The 20,311-nt window shown below is 67.6% G+C and carries 16 protein-coding genes; 14 read left to right on the plus strand and 2 right to left on the minus strand.

Features of this window, described 5'->3' with window-relative positions:
- Positions 1 to 190 precede the first annotated feature (190 nt).
- The 8 genes from H9Q09_RS06800 (at position 191) to H9Q09_RS06835 (ending at position 9,348) form a co-directional block, all read left to right on the plus strand.
- Positions 191 to 1,819 carry a CHASE domain-containing protein gene (locus H9Q09_RS06800; RefSeq protein ID WP_187390433.1) on the plus strand — a complete coding sequence of 543 codons (1,629 nt, stop codon included), beginning with the start codon at positions 191 to 193 and terminating at the stop codon, positions 1,817 to 1,819.
- 307 nt (positions 1,820 to 2,126) lie between these two features.
- Positions 2,127 to 2,960, plus strand: a complete 834-nt coding sequence (locus tag H9Q09_RS06805) for an FCD domain-containing protein (RefSeq protein WP_210315242.1) — start codon at positions 2,127 to 2,129, stop codon at positions 2,958 to 2,960.
- A gap of 59 nt (positions 2,961 to 3,019) precedes the next feature.
- Positions 3,020 to 4,333 (plus strand): ABC transporter substrate-binding protein, encoded by a 1,314-nt coding sequence (locus tag H9Q09_RS06810; protein ID WP_187390435.1) that lies wholly within the window; start codon positions 3,020 to 3,022, stop codon positions 4,331 to 4,333.
- An 80-nt stretch (positions 4,334 to 4,413) separates the two neighbouring features.
- The gene (locus tag H9Q09_RS06815; protein WP_009208447.1) at positions 4,414 to 5,310 is read left to right on the plus strand and encodes a branched-chain amino acid ABC transporter permease; all 897 of its coding nucleotides are present in this window, start codon (positions 4,414 to 4,416) and stop codon (positions 5,308 to 5,310) included.
- The gene (locus tag H9Q09_RS06820; RefSeq protein WP_187390436.1) at positions 5,307 to 6,308 is read left to right on the plus strand and encodes a branched-chain amino acid ABC transporter permease; all 1,002 of its coding nucleotides are present in this window, start codon (positions 5,307 to 5,309) and stop codon (positions 6,306 to 6,308) included. Before H9Q09_RS06815 ends, H9Q09_RS06820 begins: the two co-directional genes overlap by 4 nt.
- The gene (locus tag H9Q09_RS06825; protein ID WP_024349143.1) at positions 6,305 to 7,060 is read left to right on the plus strand and encodes an ABC transporter ATP-binding protein; all 756 of its coding nucleotides are present in this window, start codon (positions 6,305 to 6,307) and stop codon (positions 7,058 to 7,060) included. The genes H9Q09_RS06820 and H9Q09_RS06825 overlap by 4 nt, the downstream gene beginning before the upstream one ends.
- 3 nt (positions 7,061 to 7,063) lie before the next feature.
- Positions 7,064 to 7,717, plus strand: coding sequence for an ATP-binding cassette domain-containing protein (locus tag H9Q09_RS06830; protein ID WP_187390437.1), 654 nt, complete (start codon positions 7,064 to 7,066; stop codon positions 7,715 to 7,717).
- On the plus strand, positions 7,714 to 9,348 hold the full coding sequence (locus H9Q09_RS06835; RefSeq protein ID WP_187390438.1) for a class I adenylate-forming enzyme family protein: 1,635 nt from the start codon (positions 7,714 to 7,716) through the stop codon (positions 9,346 to 9,348). The genes H9Q09_RS06830 and H9Q09_RS06835 overlap by 4 nt, the downstream gene beginning before the upstream one ends.
- Before the next feature lie 140 nt (positions 9,349 to 9,488).
- On the opposite strand, the gene H9Q09_RS06840 is transcribed toward H9Q09_RS06835, so the two are convergent.
- Positions 9,489 to 10,484 carry a substrate-binding domain-containing protein gene (locus H9Q09_RS06840; protein WP_024349146.1) on the minus strand — a complete coding sequence of 332 codons (996 nt, stop codon included), beginning with the start codon at positions 10,482 to 10,484 and terminating at the stop codon, positions 9,489 to 9,491.
- Between the two features lie 689 nt (positions 10,485 to 11,173).
- Between H9Q09_RS06840 and H9Q09_RS06845 the strand changes: the two genes are divergently transcribed.
- From H9Q09_RS06845 to H9Q09_RS06855, 3 genes are all read left to right on the plus strand, one after another.
- Entirely contained in the window at positions 11,174 to 11,914 is a 741-nt protein-coding gene (locus tag H9Q09_RS06845) for an ATP-binding cassette domain-containing protein (RefSeq protein ID WP_024349147.1), read from the plus strand.
- 67 nt (positions 11,915 to 11,981) lie between these two features.
- Positions 11,982 to 12,980, plus strand: a complete 999-nt coding sequence (locus H9Q09_RS06850) for an ABC transporter permease (RefSeq protein ID WP_187390439.1) — start codon at positions 11,982 to 11,984, stop codon at positions 12,978 to 12,980.
- Between the two features lie 143 nt (positions 12,981 to 13,123).
- Positions 13,124 to 14,017, plus strand: a complete 894-nt coding sequence (locus H9Q09_RS06855; protein WP_187390440.1) for an NAD(P)-dependent oxidoreductase — start codon at positions 13,124 to 13,126, stop codon at positions 14,015 to 14,017.
- Between the two features lie 100 nt (positions 14,018 to 14,117).
- On the opposite strand, the gene H9Q09_RS06860 is transcribed toward H9Q09_RS06855, so the two are convergent.
- Entirely contained in the window at positions 14,118 to 16,277 is a 2,160-nt protein-coding gene (locus H9Q09_RS06860; protein WP_246716034.1) for a TonB-dependent siderophore receptor, read from the minus strand.
- Positions 16,278 to 16,596: 319 nt separating this feature from the next.
- Between H9Q09_RS06860 and H9Q09_RS06865 the strand changes: the two genes are divergently transcribed.
- The 3 genes from H9Q09_RS06865 to H9Q09_RS06875 are packed head-to-tail and all read left to right on the plus strand — an operon-like array spanning position 16,597 to position 20,260.
- The gene (locus H9Q09_RS06865) at positions 16,597 to 17,505 is read left to right on the plus strand and encodes an ABC transporter substrate-binding protein (RefSeq protein WP_187390442.1); all 909 of its coding nucleotides are present in this window, start codon (positions 16,597 to 16,599) and stop codon (positions 17,503 to 17,505) included.
- Positions 17,502 to 19,487, plus strand: coding sequence for a Fe(3+)-hydroxamate ABC transporter permease FhuB (fhuB, locus tag H9Q09_RS06870; protein WP_187390443.1), 1,986 nt, complete (start codon positions 17,502 to 17,504; stop codon positions 19,485 to 19,487). Before H9Q09_RS06865 ends, fhuB begins: the two co-directional genes overlap by 4 nt.
- A complete protein-coding gene (locus H9Q09_RS06875) occupies positions 19,484 to 20,260 on the plus strand; it encodes an ATP-binding cassette domain-containing protein (RefSeq protein ID WP_187390444.1) in 777 nt (258 codons plus the stop codon). Before fhuB ends, H9Q09_RS06875 begins: the two co-directional genes overlap by 4 nt.
- Positions 20,261 to 20,311: the final 51 nt, after the last annotated feature.

The raw sequence follows: 20,311 nt of genomic DNA on the forward strand, positions 1-20,311 counted from the left end.
GCGCCTCCGCAACCAGCGACATTGCCGCCCCGTGTGCCCCGCCAGCATGGGAAAAGCCGCGCCGGACCGGCAACCGCCGCTTTCAGCCTTACGAAGGACGTTTTTTGGCCGAAAAGGGGCCGGATCACACTTCCCGCCGCGAGAGCTGCACTATAGGGAAGCCGATCTGCTCCGATCCGGGTCTCGCCTCTTGCGCAAGCATCTCGTTCCGGCGGCCATTCTGGTCGTCTCCTGCGCTTTCGCGCTCGCGCTTGCGGCCCTCGTCTGGCGGTCGAGCACGGAGAGCGATCGGCTGCGCTTCGAGAGCTTCGCCGACGATGCGGTCGGCCGCATCGAGAGCCGCCTCGACCTGCATGTCTCGCTGCTGGAATCCACCCGCGCCTATATGGGCGTCGCCAATGCCGGGCGGGACCGCGACAGCTTCGCCGCCTTCGTCGGTGAGCTCGATCTCGACGGCCGCTACGACGGCATCCAGGGCATCGGCTTTGCCGACGCCATTGCGGTCGCCCAGACCGGCGAGACCGCCAGCACCATCGCGGCGACCTATGGCCTCGACCGCGGTGTCTGGCCGGTGGAGACCGACCAGGCGGTCCGCACCCCGATCCTGCTGCTGGAGCCGCAGGACCGCCGCAACTTCGCGGCGATCGGCTTCGACATGTTCTCTGACGCAACGCGCCGGGACGCGATGCGCCGCGCCGCCCGCACCTCCCGGCCGTCCGCCACCGCGCCGGTGCAGCTGGTCCAGGAAATCGACGAGAACCGGCAGACGGGCTTCCTCGTCTACCTGCCGCTGCGCGAGGCTGAGGACGGCACCGACGAGGGCGGCGCCATTCGCCGCACCGGCGGCTTCGTCTATGTGCCGTTCCGGGCGGGCGATCTGGTCTCGGCTGCACTTGCCGCCGGCCGCGACCTGCCGGTCCATGCCAAGGTCTACGACACCGAGATCGCGCCGGATCGCCTGCTCGTCGCCTATGGCCAGGCGCGCAGCTCGACCCTCGCGACCGATTTCGCCACGGTCCGCGAGGTCGATTTCGCCGGCCGCCGCTGGGTCATCGACCTTGCCCCCGGCACGGCGTTTCCCCGCACCGCCTCGGACCTGCCGGCCCTGCTGCTGGCGCTTGTCGGTGTGGCGCTGTCGGTGCTGATGGCACTGCTCGTCTTGTCGCAGACGCGGCGCGCCGAAGCCGTCGCCGCGCTGGCGGATTCCAACGCCCGCAGCCTCGATCAGAAGGATCTGCTGCTGCGCGAGATGAACCATCGCATCAAGAACTCGATCACGCGAATCCTGGCCATCGCCCGCCAGACCGCGCGCTACTCGGCCGATCTCGACGCCTTCATGGCCTCGTTCAGCGCCCGGCTCGCGGCGATGACGACCTCGCAGGAGCTCCTCACCGAATCCGACCGGAAGCTCGCCCGGATCGGCGATCTTCTGGCCGCCGAACTCGGCCAGGTCTTCGGCGAGGACATGCGCAACTGCACCCTTGCCGGCCCGACCATCGAGGTCGATGCGACGGCGGCCCAGTCGCTGGGCCTGACCTTCCACGAACTGGCGACCAACGCCCTCAAATACGGCTCGGTCGCCGATGGCGACGGCGCGCTGCGGGTCGAATGGTGGCGCGAGGGCGACGAGGTCGCGCTCGACTGGATCGAGCAGGGCACGAAGGATTTCACCGCCTTCGAACCGGCCCGCAAGGGCTTCGGCACCCGCCTGATCAACATGAATATCGAGCGCGAGCTCGGCGGCCGGATCGGTCGCGAGTTCGGCGCGCGCGGCCTCACCGTCCGGCTGCGCTTTCCGGCGATGCGGATCCACGGCTGACACGGGCCGCCGGGCCTGTCTGTCCCCTCGTCCGCTCCTGCCGCCGCGCCGGCCCCCGTCCGCCACAACATAAATCACGCCATGCGTGCACTGCCGCAAGTGCGTCGCAGCAGAAACTGCACCTCCTCCTCGGTCAGGAGAATACCACTCCTTGCGAACGCAAATTCGCAATGCAGCAAGTGCGGTGCAATGCGGATTTATGCCTGACGGTTACTTGACCGACCTGTGGCAAAGACGGATTGTCCGACAAACAAGACGGATGAGGAAACCGTCGCCGGGCCAAAGGCCCACAGGGAGGAAGACTGGATTGACGACGCCCGCGTCGCATCGATCCGTTGCAGCCGGACCGTCCAGCCTGGGAGAGCCGGACGGATCGCAGCAGACGGACACCCGGTTCTCGGCCGTCGAGAGCACGCCGACCTATCGGCTGGTCTTCGAGAGCATCGAGCGGGCCATTCTGGAAGGCCGTCTGCGTCTTGGCGACCGCCTGCCGACCGAAAGCGAATTGTCCGCCCAGTTCGGCGTGCATCGCTCGACAACGCGGGAAGGCCTGCGGCTTCTGGAGCAGAGCGGCCTGGCCGAGCGCGGTGACGGGCGCCGACTCTATGCCGCCGCGCCACGGGCCGGCGACCTCAGCACCCGCGCCAGCCGCGCGCTTCTTCTGCAGCGGGTCACATTCGACGAATTGTGGGCGCTGCTGCACGCCATCGAGCCGGCCGCCGCGGGGGAAGCGGCCCGGGCGATCGGCCCCGATCAGATCGCCGCGCTGGAAGCCAATGTGCAGGCGACCCGCGCGGCGGTCGAGGCGGGCGAGATCCTTACCGCCTGGGACATTGAGTTCCATGCCCTCGTTACCGAGGCGACCGGCAACATCGCCTGGCAGCTCGCCCGCGAGCCGGCGGCGATGCTGCTGTTCCCCGCCAATGAGCGAATGCTGCCGAAGCTGCCGGGTGCCGGTCACCGACTGGTGACTGCCCATGCGGCGATCCTCGACGCCCTGAAGGCCGGCAGCGTGGCCGACGCCGTCCTGTGGATGCGCCGGCATATCGAGGACTTCCGGCGCGGATGGCTGGTGGCCGGGCTCGATCCCGGCGCAACGGTCGGTGAGGAGAGCGCGGCGGACGGCACACAGGGACGATAGGCCGGACCGTTGCGGCCCGGCCTTGAGCGCAAACAAGCAGCAAAGGGAGGAAAGTGTTCATGTCGAAGACCCCGAAATCCAGGACGGCCCGGCTTCTCGCCGGCGTCATGTCCGCCGCCATCGTCGTCGGATGGGCGGCACCGTCCACGGCGCAGGAGGAGACGTTCAAGATCGGCGTCGTGACCTTCCTGTCCGGCCAGGCCGCGCAGAGCTTCGGCGTGCCCGCCTGGAACGGCGGCCAGGTGCTGATCGAGAAGCTGAATGCCGGCGAGGCCCCGGCGCCATACGCAACCAAGGGCTTCGGCGGCATGACCATCGAGGCCGTGGTGCTCGACGAGGCCGGCGGCGCCACCACCCAGGTCCAGGAGTACCGCAATCTCGTCCAGCGCGAGAAGGTCGACGCCGTGGTCGGCTATGTCGGTTCGGGCGACTGTCTCGCCGTCGCGCCGGTCGCCGACGAGCTCAAGCAGTTCACCATCCTCTACGATTGCGGCACGCCCCGCATCTTCGAGGAGAACGACTACGAATACGTCTTCCGCACCGCCGCCAACGCGACGATGGATAATGTCGGCCTCGCCCTCTACCTGAAGGCGCTCGGCGAAGAGGTCTCGACCTATTCCGGCATCAACCAGGACTATGCCTTCGGACAGGACAGCTGGGCCGACTTCAAGGCGGCGATGAGCCAGGTCTATCCGGACGCGACCGTCACCGCCGAGCTGTTCCCGGCCTTCGGCGCCGGCCAGTACGGCACCGAGATCTCGGCCCTGATGCAGAAGCGCGCCGACGTGGTGCACTCCTCGCTGTGGGGCGGCGACCTCCAGGCGCTGATCCTGCAGGCGCTGCCGCGCGGCCTGTTCCAGCGCAGCCAGGCCGTTCTGTCGGCCTCAGACCACGTGCTGCCGCCGCTCGGCAACACCATGCCCGAGGGCGTGATCATCGGCGCCCGCGGCGCCTATGGCTACATGGCCCCCGAGAGCGAGCTCGATACGTGGTGGAAGGACATCTACGAGACCAAATACGATGTCTTCCCGGTCCAGGCGCCCTACCGCATGGCGCAGGCGATCCTCGGCCTGAAGGCCGCCGTCGAAAAGGCGATGGCCGAGAATGGCGGCAAGAAGCCGAACAGCGACGAGCTGGCCGCCGCCATGAAGGGCCTGAGCTGGGAGAGCCCCGGCGGCCTGATCGAGATGACTAACGGCAACGGCCATCAGGCGATCCAGCAGATCGGCTTCGGCCGCACCGTCAAGAACGACGAGGGTGACATCATCCTCGGCGACGTCATCCGCTTTCCCGCCCGCTGCGTGAACGCCCCGGAGGACGTCAAGGGTCTCGACTGGATCAATGGCGGCTTCGAGGGAGCCCAGTGCGACTGATCCTCGCGCCCATCATCGCCGGACCGGGGCCACGCGCCCCGGTCCGCATACCAGCGTCGTAAAGCAGCGGGTACATCCGGATGGACATAGTCCTCACCATCATTCTCGACGGCCTGATCTACGCCTCGTGGCTGTTCATCGTCGCGCTCGGCCTGACTTTGGTCTTCGGCGTCCTGCGCATCCTGAACTTCGCCCATGGCGGGCTCTACGCGCTCGGCGCCTACAGTGCCGCCGTCGCGGTGCCCTTCTTCGCCAGCTGGGGCCTGCCGCCCGCCTTCAGCCTGATCGCCATGTTCATCGCCGCCCTGGCGGTCGCCATCGTCATCGCGCCGCTGATCGAGCGCGGCCTGCTGCGACTGTTCTACGGACGCGACGAAGTCCTGATCCTCCTCGTCACCTACGCCGTCTTCCTCATCCTCGAGGACGCCACCAAGATGGTCTTCGGCGTCGACCCCTATTACGTCTTCGAGCCGCGCAACCTCCTCGGCAATGTCGAGGTCGGCAGCCTCTTCTATGTCGGCTACGACCTCGCCCTGATTGGCCTGGCCATTGTCTGCGGCCTCGGCGTCTGGCTCGGCCTGCACCGCACCCGCATCGGCAAGGTCACCGTCGCGGTGATCAACGAGCCCGAGGTCAGCGCCGCGATGGGCGTGAACATCGCCCGCATCTACCTTCTGGCCTTCGGCCTCGGCGTGTTCCTGGCGGCCCTCGGCGGCGCCTTCACCAGCCCGCTCATCTCGGTTCAGCCGGGCATCAGCGTCAGCGTCATCGTCGTCAGCTTCGCCGTCGTCATCATCGGCGGTCTCGGCTCCATTCCCGGCGCGGCGATCGGCGCCCTGATCGTCGGGCTGGCCCGATCCTTCGCCGTCTACGAGGCGCCGGAAGCGGAGATCTTCATCATCTACCTGGTGATGGTCATCGTCCTGATCTTCCGGCCCGAAGGCCTCTTCACTCCGGTTCAGGCACGCAAGATATGACCACCACGACCCGTATCCTGGCCGTCGCGTTCGTCGCCGCAATCGCCCTCATCGCACTGGGCGCCGTCCTGCCGCTCTGGCTCCTCTTCACTCTCACCAAGGTCGCCGCCTTCGGGCTGGTGGCGCTGGGCATCGTCACGCTCATGCGCGGCGGGCTCGTCTCCTTCGGCCAGGGCATGTTCTACTGCGTCGGCGCCTATGTCGCCGGTCTCGTCGCCCTGCATGTCGGGATCGAGGACGTCTTCGTGCTTCTCGCCGTCGGCGGGCTGGCGGGTGGCCTCGTCGCGGCGATCATCTCGCCGCTCGTGGCGCGCTATCGCGGCATCTTCTTCGCCATGCTGACCATGGCCCTGTCGATGGTGCTCTACGGTGTCCTCGCCAAGTCCACCGCCATCGGCGGGTCTGACGGCTTTAACGTGCCCGAGCCGACCTTTCTCGGCTTTGCCCCGGCGCAGGCGGCGTCCGACTTCGCCCTCTACGGCGTGGCCGTCGGCGTGGCGGCGCTGGCCGCCGCGCTCTGCCGGATGTATTTCGACAGCGGGCCCGGCCTCGTCGCGCTGGCCGCCCGCGAGAACGAATTGCGGGTCGAATATCTCGGCGCCTCGGTGTTTTCCGTCACCCAGCGCAACTTCATCATCGCCGGCACGCTGGCCGGCCTCGGTGGCACGCTGAACGGCCTGGCGCTCGGCCATATCGACCCGTTCTTCAGCTACTGGACCACCTCCGGCGAAGTCGTCTTCATCGCCATCCTCGGCGGCTATATGAGCGTCATCGCCGTCTTCGGCGCAGCGCTCCTGACCGAACTCGTGCGCTCCTTCGCCAACCAGTATTTCCCCGACAGCTGGCAGATGGCGCTGGGCATCTTCCTGCTGCTGGTGATCCTGTTCCTGCCGAAGGGGTTCGGCTCGCTCTGGGCCCGCCCGGTCAAGCGCGCCGAGACGCAGACCCCCGGCAACGCAAAGCCCGTATCGTCCCTCGAAGGCGAGGCCGCCCGATGAGCGAAGAGATCGTCCTCCACGTGAAGGGGCTGAAAAAGGCCTTCGGCGCCGTCATCGCCGCCGACGACCTCGATGTGCAGGTTCCTGCCGCCGCCCGCCTGTCGCTGATCGGCTCGAACGGCGCCGGCAAGACCACCTTCGTCAACATGGTCACCGGCTACATGAAGCCGGATTCCGGCGAGATCCTGCTCTACGGCGACAATGTCGTCGGCTTCTCGCCGCGGCGCATCAGCCGGATGGGCGTCTGCCGCTCCTTCCAGATCCCGCAATTGTGCGAATCCATGACCGCGGTCGACAATCTGATCGTCGCCGGCACCATCGCGTCCAAACAGAAGGCGTCCTTCTTCCGCCCGGTCCATGACCGGCAGAACGTCGATCGCGCGCTGGAGATGCTCGCCCGCTTCGGCCTCACCGACTATGCCGACCAGCCAGTCGAGCAACTGCCGGGCGGCGTGCGCAAGCTGATCGACATCGCCATGGCGCTGGTCAGCCAGCCGCGGGTGCTGCTTCTCGACGAGCCGACCTCCGGCGTCTCCTCGGAGGAGAAGTTCCCGCTGATGGACCGGGTGATGGCGGCGCTGGCCGGCGAGAAGGCGGCGGTGATCTTCGTCGAGCACGACATGGAGGTGGTCACCCGCTACGCCGACCGGGTGCTCGCCTTCTATTCCGGCGACATCATCGCCGACGACACGCCCGAACGCGTTCTTGCCGACCCGAAGGTCCAGGAATTCGTCACCGGAACGGCGAGGTAGACCATGCTGACCTTAGAGAACATCCAGGTGAAGATCGGCCCGGTCGAGGCCGTGCGCGGCTTTTCGATGAGTGTCGAGCCCGGCGCCATGGTCGGGCTGGCCGGCCGCAACGGCGCCGGCAAGACCACCGTCATGCGCGCCATCATGGGCATCGCCGCCGTTTCCAGGGGCCGCATCCGCTTCGACGGGCAGGACATGGCCAAGCAGCCGGTCCACGCCCGCGCCGCCGAGGGCATCGGCTACATGCCGGAGACCCGCGGCCTGATCCCCGAACTGTCGGTGGAAGAGAACATGCTGTTGCCGAGCTGGGTCATTTCCGGCCTCGACGGCAAGGCGCGGCTCGACTTCGTCTATGAGGTGATGCCCGAACTGAAGGGCATGGCCAAACGCAAGGCGCTGCAGCTCTCCGGCGGCCAGCAGAAGATGGTGGCGCTTGGCCGGGCGCTGACCGCCGGACACCGGCTGCTGCTGCTCGACGAGCCCTTCGAGGGTGTCGCGCCGGCATTGGCCCAGCGCCTGTCCGACGTCATCTCGGCGCTGAAGAGCGAGAAGCTCTCCATCGTCATGAGCATGTCGGAAATGACCCATTCGCACACCGTGCTCGACCATGTCTTCGGGATCGAGCGGGGTGCCAACGCCATGGACGTGGCTGCGTGAGCCAGGATGATTTCTTCTGGCCCGAAGCCCCGGCCCTGCGGCAGGAGCTGCATTTCGGCGACCGCACCCTGAGTGCCTTCGCCGACCGTCCCGGCGACCTCGATGCCATGCTGGCAGCGGCCGCCGCCGCCAATCCGCACGGCGACGCCGTCATCTGCGGCAGCGTCCGCATCTCCCATGCGCACCTGCGCGTCATCGCGGATCAGGTCGCGGCGCTCCTGGCGGCCGAGGGCATGTCGCGCGGTGATCGCGTCGGCCTCCTCGTCGGCAATCGTTGGGAGTTCGTCGCCGCGCTCGTCGGCGCGGTGCGGGCCGGGATCGTCGTCGTGCCTCTCAGCACAAGGGCGAGCCCGCCGGAACTCGCTTATATTCTTGACGATTGCGGCGCCGCGCTGACCATCTGCGAGGCCGAACTCGCCGACCGCCTGCCGGAGGGCGCGCGCCGTCTGGCCATGGGCGCCGGACCGAATGCCACCGCCGACGCCCGCGACCCCTTCGCCGAGATCCTCGCCGCGGACCCGCAGCTGCCCGCGGCCGACGCGCCGTCGGTGCCCCTCGCCGAGGAGGATCTCGCCGTCATCCTCTACACCTCGGGCACCACCGGAAACCCCAAGGGGGCGATGCTCACGCACCTGAATATCGTCCATTCCTGCCTGGTCTATCGCCACTGCATGCGACTGAGCGCGACCGACCGCACCATCGTCGCCGTGCCGGCCAGCCACGTCACCGGGCTGATCGCCAATGTCTTCGCCCTGCTCGGCGTCGGCGGGGCCGTGGTCATGATGCACCGGTTCGAGGCCGATGCCTTTCTGGCTTTGGCGACCGCCGAGCGCATGACCTTCACCATGATGGTGCCGGCCATGTATAATCTATGCCTGCTGCGCGCCGATTTCACCCGCCACGACCTGAGCCACTGGCGGGTCGGCTCCTTCGGCGGCGCGCCCATGCCGGTCGCGACCATCGAGCGGGTCGCGCAGCTTCTACCCAATCTCGATCTCGTCCAGGCCTATGGCGCCACCGAGACCACTTCGCCGGCGACGATCATGCCGGCCGGCCGCCAGATCGCCCGCCCGGCCAGCGTCGGCGCACCTGTGCCCGGCGCCGACATCCGCATCATGGACAGCGAGGGACACGAGGTCCCGCGCGGGCAATCCGGCGAGGTCTGGATCGGCGGGCCGATGGTCGTGCCGGGCTACTGGAACCTGCCGGAGAAGACAGCCGAATCCTTCGTCGACGGCGCCTGGCGCTCCGGCGATGTCGGCCGGCTCGACGAGGCCGGCTATCTGTTCATCCACGACCGCCTGAAGGACATGATCAACCGCGGCGGCTACAAGGTGTTCAGCGCCGAGGTCGAGAACGTCCTCGCCTTCCATCCGGGCGTCGCCGAAGTCGCCGTCGTGCCCTACCCCGATCCCGTCCTCGGCGAGAAGGTTCAGGCCTTCGTCCACCGCCGCGACGCCGACATCGACGAGACCGTTCTCGCGGCCTTCTGCCGCGAGCGCCTCGCCGACTACAAGGTCCCCGACCGCTTCGTCTTCACCGCCGATCCCCTCCCCCGCAACGCCAATGGCAAGCTGATGAAGGCCCCCTTGCGCGAACAGGCCAGAACCGACGCCGGCCGGGACATCTGAGGCGAGTTCGAGGCTTTCCACGTGGTGCAAAAGCTCGCCCCAACAGGCAACGGGGCACCCGCGATGAATCGCAGGCGCCCGTTCGGATTCTCCGGTCAGTGGGCCGACAAGGAGGGCCCGAGCGGCCCTCCCGTGCGGCGTTATTTCTGGATGCAGGTGTCGACGGTGTCCTTGGTGCACTCGTCGAGGCCGGTGAAGACCGGGTCGTCGACATCCTTGCCCTCGATCAGGTCGATCATCACCGAGGGCGCCAGATAGCCCATCTCGAAGGGCCGCTGGCCGACGAGCGCGGTCACGAGCCCTTCGCCGGCGATCGCCACCTCTTCGCCGATCGTGTCGGCGGCGCCGACGACGAAGTCGTTGCTGGCAATCCGCTCGGCATAGGGGCCGATGAGATCGCGATAGGGCTGCGGCGCCCCGAAGAGCGGCCAGCCGCCCATGATGCCGAAGGCGTCGAGATCGGGATTGGCGGCGAGAATGTCGGTCATCGCCTGAACGCCCTTGGCACCGTCGTCATTGGTGAAGACCGGGCAACCCGCCACCTCGGTCCAGCCGCCTTCGCCGGCCAGCGCCGGCAGGCCTTCCTCGCCCGACAGCGCGTCGCGCATGCCCTGTGCGCGGCGCAGGATGTTGTCGGCCCCCGGATTGCCCTGGATGGAGCAGATCGTGCCGCCATCCGGCTTGGCCTCGGCGATGTATTCGCCGATCCGCTTGCCCATCAGGTAATTGTCGGTGCCCAGATAGGTCATGCGCAGGCCGGCATCCTCCTCGGCCAGATCCGCGTCGATGGTCATGATCGGCACGGTCGGGTTGGAGATCTTGATGGTCTGGGCAATCAGCTTGGCGTTGGACGGCGAGATCGCCATGGCGGCCGTGTCGGCCTTGCCGAGCATGTCCTGCACGATCTGCGCCTCGCCGGCCTCGTCGGACGTCGAGGCGGGACCGGTGTAGAAGCACTCATATTCGGAATCGGGGTTCTCGCCGTTCCACTTCTGGCAGCCCTGGTTGATCGCCTCGAAGAACGGGTTGTCGAGGCCCTTCACCACGATGACCAGCTGCTTCTTGGCCAGTGCCGGTGCCGCGCCGACAGCCAGCGCCGTCACCGCTGCCGCGGCCAGTAACGTCAGTTTCCTCATGTCGTCCTCCCCAGTGATGGACCGCGCCTTTCGCAAGAAGGACGACGGCTCCCTTTCGGCTGCGGCGCTGCGTCCGCAATCCGGTTCCTGCTGCGTGATGAAAGCCCCGGGACGAAGGCGGACCGAACGGACGGCCCCTGCAGTCGGCCCCTGGCCGCCGATCCGGCGCGCGCCTCCCGCGTGCGCCCTTGAAGATGTCCGCGCCGCCCGTCCGGACAGCGAAGGTCACGTCGCAAACGAATTCGCCACGGCCTGCACCGCCTCGAAGCAAGCCTGCCTGTCCACGAGGCCAGGCTCCCATCCTGACACACGGACCATGGCAGATCGCGTCGCGTCGACCCGACGACGACCGCCGGGCGGCAGCAGAACAAGCAACTGCACCGCACCATGAAAGTTATTGCGCCGCACTTGCTGGCAGCGGATGAGCGTCATCTAAGCGCGCGGCGCAAAACCGGTCAACCGCATTTTTCCTGACGAAGTAAAAACTGGGATTCCGCCCAAAATTGCTACTGCCCGTCGTTGACGGAGGGGCCCCGAGCGTGCCTTATCGCCCTCGAAACGCGGCACAGATGCGCCGTATGCGCTCATATTCCCTAGCGGAATAGGGCTATCGCAAACAGGTGCATCGCCGTGCCGTCGCGCGGCGACCGGGCGGACACGGCGGCCGGGAACGGGGGGAATGGTCTGACGTGTCGGTTCTCGAACTCAGCAACATATCGAAGCATTTCGGCGCCATCCACGCCGTCAACGACGTGTCCTTTTCCCTGATGCCGGGCGAGGTCGTCGGGCTGATGGGCGACAACGGCGCCGGCAAGTCGACGCTGGTCAAGATGATCGCCGGCAATTTCCGCCCCACCCACGGCACCCTGCGCATGAACGACAAGCCGCTGGTCATGCACCGGCCGGTCGAGGCCCGCGAACACGGCATCGAGATCGTCCACCAGGATCTCGCCCTCTGCGACAATCTCACCGCCGCCGCCAATGTCTATCTCGGCCGGGAATTGCGGCGCGGCGTCTGGCCGTTCACCATTCTCGACTATGCCGGCATGTACCGGCGCGCCGCCGAGATCTTCGCCGAGCTGAAATCGGAAACCCGGCCGCGCGACCTGGTGCGGAAGATGTCCGGCGGCCAGCGCCAGGCCGTCGCCATCGCCCGCACGCGACTGTCGGATGCCAAGATCGTCCTGATGGACGAACCCACCGCCGCGATCTCCGTGCGCCAGGTCGCCGAGGTTCTCAGCCTCATCCGCCGGCTGCGCGACCAGGGCATTACCGTCGTCCTGATCAGCCACCGCATGCCGGACGTCTTCACCGTGGCCGACCGGGTCATCGTCATGCGCCGCGGCCGCAAGGTCGCCGACAAGCCTGTCGCCGACAGTTCCCCGGAGGAAGTGACCGGGCTCATCACCGGCGCCATCGAACATGCCTGAGGCGGGCTGACACGCCCCACCGACCGCCGCTCGCCCCACCCAACGCCGACCTGCAGGACACCGCCCCATGGCTTTCACGCTGGAACAGCCCGTCGAACACAAGCAGCCGAGCTGGCTGAGTTCGATGGTTGCGAGCCAGACCTTCTGGGTCGTCGTCGCGCTCCTGGCCGCCTGTCTCTATCTGTCCCTTGCGACGGATTCCTTCGCCACCAGCAGGAACCTCTACAATATCAGCCGGAACGTCACCTTCACCGCCATCATCGCGCTGGGCATGACGCTGGTCATCATCAGCGGCGGCATCGACCTGTCGGTGGGTTCGGTCCTGTGCCTGTGCTCCATGGTGCTCGCCGTGGTCATGCATGCGGGCTACTCCATCGAGATCGGCATCGCCGCGGCCATCGGCACGGCGCTGCTCGTCGGCGCCTTCAACGGCGTCCTGATCGCCTATCTCGATTTTCCGCCCTTCGTGGTCACGCTCGGCATGCTGTCGCTGGCCCGCAGCCTCGCCATGGTCGTGTCGAACAACACGGTGGTCTTCGAGTTCGGCCCCGACCACGACCAGCTTCTGGCGCTGGGCGGCGGGGCCTTCTTCTTCGGCATCGCCAATCCGGTCATCTACATGGTCGTCCTGGCGCTGATCACCGGCTTCATCCTGCGCTGGACGCGGTTCGGCCGGCATGTCTTCGCGATCGGCGGCAACGAGCATGCCGCCACGCTCACCGGCGTCCCGGTGCGCCCCATCAAGGTCGCGGTCTACATGATCTCGGCGCTGACCGCGGGCATTGCCGGCATCATCCAGACCGGCTGGCTGGGCGCGGTGACGACCAATATCGGCGCCGGCATGGAACTGCAGGTCATCGCCGCGGCGGTGATCGGCGGCGCCAACCTTGCCGGCGGCGTCGGCACCGCCTTCGGCGCCCTGGTCGGCGCGGCGCTGATCGAGGTGATCCGCAACAGCCTCGGCCTTCTCGGCATCAACGCCTTCTGGCAGGGCGCCTTCATCGGCGGGGCGATCATCCTGGCGGTCCTCTTCGACCGCATCCGCAATCTCAGACTGCGGGAATAGCCGGCCGGAACGGGACCGCGCACTGGCCGCGGAGCCGGTCCGCCCCAACTCGGCGGAAGGCGCGCCGGCGGCCTTGCGGATGCCATGGCCGCAGAGACGGCCGTTCGTCCGGCGCCAAGAGATTTCGACAGGGAGTTCCAGAAATGAGCAAGCGCATCGTCTTCACCGGCGGCACCGGTAAGGCCGGCAGCCACGTCGTCCCCTATCTCGTCGACAAGGGTCACAAGGTGCTGAATGTCGATCTCGTGCCCTTCGAGCACGAGGGCGTCGAGAATCTGAATGCCGACATCACCGACAGCGGGCAGATGTACAACGCCCTTTCCAGCCATTTCGGGCTCGACGAGTTCGCCACCGGCACCGGGCCCGCGCCCATCGACGCCGTGGTGCATTTCGCGGCGATCCCGCGCGTGCTGATCCGGCCGGACAACGAGACCTTCCGCGTCAACACGATGGGCACCTACAACGTCATCGAGGCGGCGGTGAAGCTCGGCATCCGCAAGATCGTCATCGCTTCCAGCGAGACGACCTACGGCGTGTGCTTCGCCGAGGGCGACAAGGATTTCCACCACTTCCCGCTGGAAGAGGATTACGACATCGACCCGATGGACAGCTATGGCCTGTCCAAGGTGCTGAACGAGAAGACCGCCCGCGCCTTCGCCATGCGCTCGGGCGCCGACATCTATGCCCTGCGCATCGGCAACGTCATCGAGCCGCACGAATACGACATGTTCCCCGGCTTCCTCGCCGACCCGATGTCGCGCAAGCGCAATGCCTGGAGCTATATCGACGCCCGCGATCTCGGCCAGATGGTGGATCTGGCGATCGCCAAGGACGGGCTGGGTTTCCAGGCGTTCAACGCCACCAACGACACCATCACCGCCACCATGCCGACGGCCGAATTCCTGAAGACCTATTGCCCGCAGATCCCGATCACCCGGGAGCTCGGCGAATACGAGGCGCCGTTGTCCAACCGCAAGATCCGCGAGGTCCTCGGCTTCAGGGAGGAGCACGACTGGCGCAAATACGTCTCGGTCTGATCGCCGGACGCGACGGGACCCCTCGCCCCCATCCTGCAACGAAAAGGGGCGGCCCGCCGGGCCGCCCCTTTTCCATATCGTGCTGCGTTTGCCGGAGTTCTCAGAACCGGTAGCGCACGCTGCCGATGACCTGGCGCTCCTGCTCGGCATAGCAGAAGCCTTCGGTGCAGAGCGCCGCATCCTCGTCGAAGATGTTGGTGGCATTGACCTGCACGCGCAGCCCCTCGACCGCCTGCACGTCGTAGTGCAGCGCCGCGTCGACATAGGCCCGGGCATCGTTCTTGAAGCTGTTGCGGTCGTTGCCGAAGCTCTCGCCTACGAAGCGCACGCCGCCGCCGATGCCGAAGCCTTTCGCGAAGCCGTTCTGCACCGTGTAGTCGAGCCAGGCCGCGGCGGTGTGCTGCGGGCGCGAGGACAGCGTGTTGCCCTCGGTGCCGGGCACGCCCTCGATGATCTCCATGTCGAGATAGGCATAGGACAGGGTCAGGTTCAGCCCGTCGGCGAGGCCCGCCGCCGCTTCGATTTCGAAGCCGCGGCTGCGCAGCTTGTCGAGCTGCACCTGCACGCTGGTCGAGAAATCGGCGCTCGGCTGCAGGAAGACGCCCTTCTCCTGCTCGATCTGGTAGATCGCGGCCGACACCAGCAGATTGACGTCCGGCACCTGATACTTGACGCCCAGCTCGTACTGCTCGGCGGTCGTCGGCACGAAGGCAGAGCCGTCCGGGTTCAGGCCGATATTGGGCGAGAAGGACGTCGAGTAGCTGGCATAGGGCGCAATGCCGTTGTCGAAGAGGTAGCTGACGCCGACGCGGCCGGTGAAGGCATCGTCGCTCTGGTCCTCCGCATCGCCGAGATTGCCGGGGGCGCCGGTCGCCGTCTCGGTCTTCACCCAGTCGTGGCGAGCGCCGAGCGCGACGGTCAGGCGGTCGATCTCGATGATGTCCTGCAGATACAGGCCGAGCTGGCGCTGGGTCTGCTCCTCGGCAACCGTGTAGTCCGGGCGGTCGATGCCGCGGCTGTAGTCGAGGCTGGCAAGATTCAGGGACGGCGCGGTGCCGTAGCCTTCCTTGTTGGTGAACTCGGTGTAGTAGCCGTCGATACCGCCGGTCATGATGTGCCGCAGGATGCCGGTATCGAACTTGGCCTCGAGCTGGGTGTCGGCGACGCCGCCATGCAGCGTCTGCGCCACGACGCCCGAGCCGCGGGCAAGCACCCCGTTCACCGCCGCCCCATGCGGGTAGAGATACTCGCCGTAGATATCCATGCCCTGGTAGCGGGCCTTCTGGCGGAAGGTGAAGATGTCGGACAGGCGCTGCTCGAACTCATAGCCGATGCGGCCCTGGGTCTGGTCGAGATCGTTGAAGTTCGGATCGGCATAGGGCACGTCGGTCACGTCCCGGTTGCCCTGGACATAGGCGGCGGTGCCGCCGGTGTGGACCCGCTGCAACTCGCTGAGAACCGTGAAGCTGGTGTCGGCATCCGGCGCGTAGGTGATCGCCGGTGCGATCAGCAGCTCGTCGTCCGACACGAACGGGTTGTCGGTATCCGAATCGCGGGCGACACCGGTCATCCGGTAGAAGGTCGAGCCGGACCCGCCGAGCGGCCCCGAGGCGTCGAAGGTCGCCTGGTAGCGGTTGTTGGTGCCGTATTCGGCGCCGATCTCGCGGAAGCTCTCCGTGGTCGGCCGCTTCGACGTCAAGTCGATGATGCCGCCGGCATTGGCCGAGCCGTAGAGGCCCGATGAGGGACCCTTGAGAACCGACAGCGACTGCAGGCCGTAAGGCTCGACCTGGCTCAGGAGGAAGCTGTTGGAGAAGTCCCGCAGCCCGTCGCGGAAGACGCCCGTATAGGTCGCGTCGAAGCCGCGAATGTAGAAGGAATCGAAGCGGGGATCGAGGCCGAAGGCGCCCGCCCGCGCCGACGCCGAATAGGTCAGCGCCTCGGTCAGCGACTGGACGTTGCGATCGTCGAGCTGCTCTTCGGTGATCACCGCGACCATCTGCGGCACCCTGACGATCGGCAGGTCGGTCTTGGTGGCCGATGCGGTGGTGCCGGCGACGTAGCCGTCCACGGCGTAGTCGGCGCCTGCCGCCCCGGCAACGGCGCCGCCCAACATGCCGTCCGCCTCACCGCCGGCCGCCTCGATCGTCACCGTGTCCAGCACCACCGGCGCGTCTTGCGCCTGCGCCAGCCCCGGGACGAGGGCGAGACCGGCCGCCGACAGGGACAGGAACCGCGCCAGCCGGCGGGTTGCGTTCAATGAAAAGCCTCGGTCGGCCGGTGAGTTACGCATGTCGCACATCCATTCTGTCGAGGACCCCTTGCCCTCGGAACGGACCGAGCGATAGATAAACATGAATTGAAGAGTCAACATTAGCGAATGCAGGCTCGAACGGGCCGAAACCGCCGTCGCAGGCACGAATGGACTGCGCATCAGGCGGTTGGACGAAGCCGGAAACAGACATGCCGAAGGGCCGGGTCGGCGAACTGTGTCGCGGCTGTGGCGAAAAAGACACTGAATTTGGAATGATTAAAATCTCTGAGGCCAATCAATACGATACACCGAAGGCTGCGGCGCGATGGTGATCGACAGACGTGCGCTTCTGGGTGGAATCGCCGCAACGGCCGCCACCATTCGCACCGCCCGGGCGACGATGCTGCCGGCTGCCGGTCCCCGCATCGCCTCCCTCGATTACGCGCTGACGGAGACCCTGCTGGCGCTCGGCCACCCGCCGATCGCCCAGACCGCCGCAAGCGACTGGGACGAGTGGGTCGTCGAACCGGCGCTGCCGGCGGGGGTCGCCGATCTCGGCTCCAGCCTGCAGGTGAATTTCGAGCGCCTTGCGCTGCTCGAGCCGGACCTGATCCTCACCACCGACTATGTCGCGCGCCAGGAGACGGCGCTTTCCCGCATCGCGCCGGTCGAGCGCCTGACCATCTATCAGGAGGGCACCGATCCCCTGCAGCGCGCCCGCGACGTGACCCGCACCCTCGCCGATCGCACCGGCCGCCAGGACGCGGCCGACGCGTTCCTGGAAGAGATCGACGCGACGTTTGCGACCTGCGCGCGCCGCCTGGCCGGGCTGTCCCTGCCGCCGGTCTATCTCGTCGCCTTCATGGACACGCGTCACGCGCGGATCTTCGGCCGGCATGGCCTCTACCAGTCCGTCCTCGACCGCCTGGGCGTGACCAACGCCTATGAAGGCGAGACCAATTACTGGGGATTTGCAACAGTCGGTGTCGAGACACTGGCCACCGCCCGCGACGTGCGGCTCTTCGCCTTCGAGCCGCTGCCGCCGACCTTGATGCAGACGCTCGGCGCCAGCCCGCTCTGGCGGCAGCTTCCTTTCGTGAAGGCCGGACAGGTCACCGTGCTGCCGCCCACGCTGATGTTCGGCGCACTGCCCTCGGCGCTGCGCTTCGCCGAACTTCTTACCGAGGCGCTCGCCGGTCCGGCGGGCCAGGCCGGGGATGGCGCCCCCGCATGATCCTGTCGCAGAGCCTGACCGGCCCGGCCCGCTTCGGCGCAGCGCTGGCCCTCGTTGCCGCCGTGCTGACGGTCGCCGTCGTCGCCGCCCCGATCGCGGATTTGTGGGCGGGCGCACCGACCGGCGGCTACGACCCCGCCCGCATCCTGTTCCTTCATGCCGAATTGCCGCGGCTTGCGATGGCGGTGCTGTGCGGCGGCGCCCTGTCGGCATCCGGCGCGATCCTGCAGCAGGTGCTGCGCAATCCCCTCGCCGCCCCGACGACGCTCGGCATCGATGCCGGTGCCCGGCTGGCGCTGGCCCTCGCGACACTGTTCGCGCCGGCCCTCTTCGGCTTTGGACGCGACCTCGTGGCGATCACCGGGAGTGCCGCCTCGACGCTGATCGTCTTCATGTTGGTGCGGCGCAATTTCTCGGCGGTCTCGCTGATTCTCGCCGGCCTGGTCGTCAGCCTGTATTGCGGCGCGCTGTCGGCGATCCTGATCATGATCAAGGACCGCTATCTGGTCAGCCTGTTCATCTGGGGCGCCGGCTCGCTGGCGCAGCAGAGCTGGCAGCCGACCATCGACCTGGCGATGCGGCTCGCCGTTCTCGTCGTCCCGGTGTGGCTGCTGGTGCGGCCGCTGTCGCTTCTGGAACTCGGTGATGCCAGCGTCGCCTCGCTCGGCCTGAACGTCACCCGGATCAGGATCGGCGCGATCGGCCTCGCCGTACTCCTCGCCGGCTTCGTGACCAGCGCCGTCGGCGTCATCGGCTTCATCGGCCTCGTCGCGCCGATCCTGGCGCGGCTGGCCGGCGCCCGGCAGTTCGGCGAGCGACTCGTCTGGTCGAGCATCATCGGCGCACTGCTTCTGCTGGCGACCGACTGCGCGGTCACGCTGCTGTCGGGCGTCTCGGCGGAATTCCTGCCGACCGGCGCGGTGACCGCGATCTTCGGCTCGCCGCTGCTGCTCTTCCTCCTGCCGCGCCTGCGCGCCAGCGTCCGCCCGCCCTTCGAAGCCTCCGTCCCGCAGGCGACCGCCCGCTTCTCCCCGGCCCTCAGGCTCGCCCTCTGCGTGACCCTCGCCCTTTCTCTCGTCGCAGTCCTCTTTCTCGGACGCGATGCGACCGGTGCCTGGCAGATCCTGCCCGCGGACGCCTGGGCGGAGATCCTGCCCTGGCGCGCGCCGCGCCTCATCGCCGCCGCCGCCGCCGGTGCCATGGTCGCGGTCGCGGGCTTCATCCTGCAGCGGCTGACCGGCAACGAGATGGCGAGCCCCGAGGTTCTGGGCGTCAGCGCCGGCGCCGCCTTCGCCTTCGCGCTGTCGCTGTTCGTCTTCGATGATCTCGGCCTTCTCGGCGAAAGCCTGGTGACCAGCCTCGGCGGCCTCGCCGTCCTTGTCGCGATCATATTCTATGCCCGGCGCACCGGTTTTTCGCCGGAGACGATCCTTCTCGCCGGCATCGCGCTCAATGCCCTTCTCGACGCCTTTGTCGGGGTGCTAGCGGCGGGCGGCGACCCGCGCGCCTTCATCCTCGTGGACTGGATGGGCGGCTCGACGCAGGGCCTCACCATGGCCGACGCGATTCCCGTCGCCATTGCTGCGCTCGTTCTCGTCGCAGCAGGCCTGCCGGTGCTGCGCTGGCTGGCGATCCTGCCGCTCGGCGACCGGCAGGCGGCCGCGCTCGGCGTGCCGCTGGCCTATGCCAGGCCCTGCCTTCTGGTGCTGGCCGCACTGCTGACCGCCGCTGCCACGCCGATCATCGGACCGCTGACATTCGTCGGCCTGATGGCCCCGCATGTCGTCCGCATGCTGGGGATTCGCCGCCCGCTGCCGACGCTGCTCGTCGCGGCGCTGGCCGGCGCCGCGATCATGGCGGTCGCCGATTTCCTCGCCCGCACCATCGCCTTTCCCTACCAATTGCCGACCGGGCTGGTCGCCGCCCTCGTCGGCGCGCCCGTCCTGCTGATCCTTCTCGGCCGAAAAGGTTCGACATCATGACTGCCGCCTTCACCCTGGACGCTGCCAGCCTCAGCGTGCCGGCACGCACGCTGCTGGCGCCACTGTCGCTCGAACTCGGCCAGGGCACCGTGACGGGGCTCGTCGGTCACAACGGCTCGGGTAAGTCGACGCTCCTGAAACTTCTCGCCCGCCAGCTTCGGCCCACCACCGGCGGCATCGGCTTCGACGGTCGCCCGCTCGATGCATGGGGTGACCGCGAACTTGCCCGCCGGATCGCCTATCTGCCGCAGCACACGCCGCTCGCGCCGGGCATGCTGGCGCGCGAACTCGTCGCGCTCGGCCGTTACCCCTGGCACGGCGCCCTCGGCCGATTCGGCCCCGCCGACCGGGACAAGGTCGAAGAGGCGATGGCGCTGACCGACACCACGGCCTTCGCCGATCGTTTCGTGGAAAGCCTGTCCGGCGGCGAACGCCAGCGCGTCTGGCTGGCCATGCTGGTCGCCCAGGATGCCGGCTATCTGCTGCTCGACGAGCCCATCTCGGCCCTCGACGTCGCCCACCAGATCGAGGTCCTGTCGCTGGTGCGCGACCTCTGCGATCGCCGTGGCGTCGGCGTCATCGTCGTCCTGCACGAGATCAACATGGCGGCGCGCTTCTGCGACGAGATCATCGCGCTGAAACAGGGGCATCTCGTCGCCCGCGGCGACCCTGCCCAGATCATGACGCCGGCCTGCCTCGAGGCGATCTACGGCATCCCGATGGACGTCCTGCCGGAGCCTTCGGGCACGCGCAAACTGGCCTTCGCACGGTGAGTGGGAGACCCGTGGACAACCACCGGGCGCAAAGTTGACTATTACTATCAG

Origin of the sequence: Aurantimonas sp. DM33-3, assembly GCF_014334315.1 — a bacterium.
Classification (GTDB): Bacteria; Pseudomonadota; Alphaproteobacteria; order Rhizobiales; family Rhizobiaceae; genus Aurantimonas; species Aurantimonas coralicida.

Coding starts and splice junctions, on each gene's coding strand:
- H9Q09_RS06830 (WP_187390437.1), top strand. CDS start 7,064: ATGCTGACCTTAGAGAACATCCAGGTGAAGATCGGCCCGGTCGAGGCC.
- H9Q09_RS06820 (WP_187390436.1), top strand. CDS start 5,307: ATGACCACCACGACCCGTATCCTGGCCGTCGCGTTCGTCGCCGCAATC.
- H9Q09_RS06840 (WP_024349146.1), bottom strand. CDS start 10,484: ATGAGGAAACTGACGTTACTGGCCGCGGCAGCGGTGACGGCGCTGGCT.
- fhuB (WP_187390443.1), top strand. CDS start 17,502: ATGATCCTGTCGCAGAGCCTGACCGGCCCGGCCCGCTTCGGCGCAGCG.
- H9Q09_RS06850 (WP_187390439.1), top strand. CDS start 11,982: ATGGCTTTCACGCTGGAACAGCCCGTCGAACACAAGCAGCCGAGCTGG.
- H9Q09_RS06855 (WP_187390440.1), top strand. CDS start 13,124: ATGAGCAAGCGCATCGTCTTCACCGGCGGCACCGGTAAGGCCGGCAGC.
- H9Q09_RS06865 (WP_187390442.1), top strand. CDS start 16,597: ATGGTGATCGACAGACGTGCGCTTCTGGGTGGAATCGCCGCAACGGCC.
- H9Q09_RS06810 (WP_187390435.1), top strand. CDS start 3,020: ATGTCGAAGACCCCGAAATCCAGGACGGCCCGGCTTCTCGCCGGCGTC.
- H9Q09_RS06875 (WP_187390444.1), top strand. CDS start 19,484: ATGACTGCCGCCTTCACCCTGGACGCTGCCAGCCTCAGCGTGCCGGCA.
- H9Q09_RS06825 (WP_024349143.1), top strand. CDS start 6,305: ATGAGCGAAGAGATCGTCCTCCACGTGAAGGGGCTGAAAAAGGCCTTC.
- H9Q09_RS06815 (WP_009208447.1), top strand. CDS start 4,414: ATGGACATAGTCCTCACCATCATTCTCGACGGCCTGATCTACGCCTCG.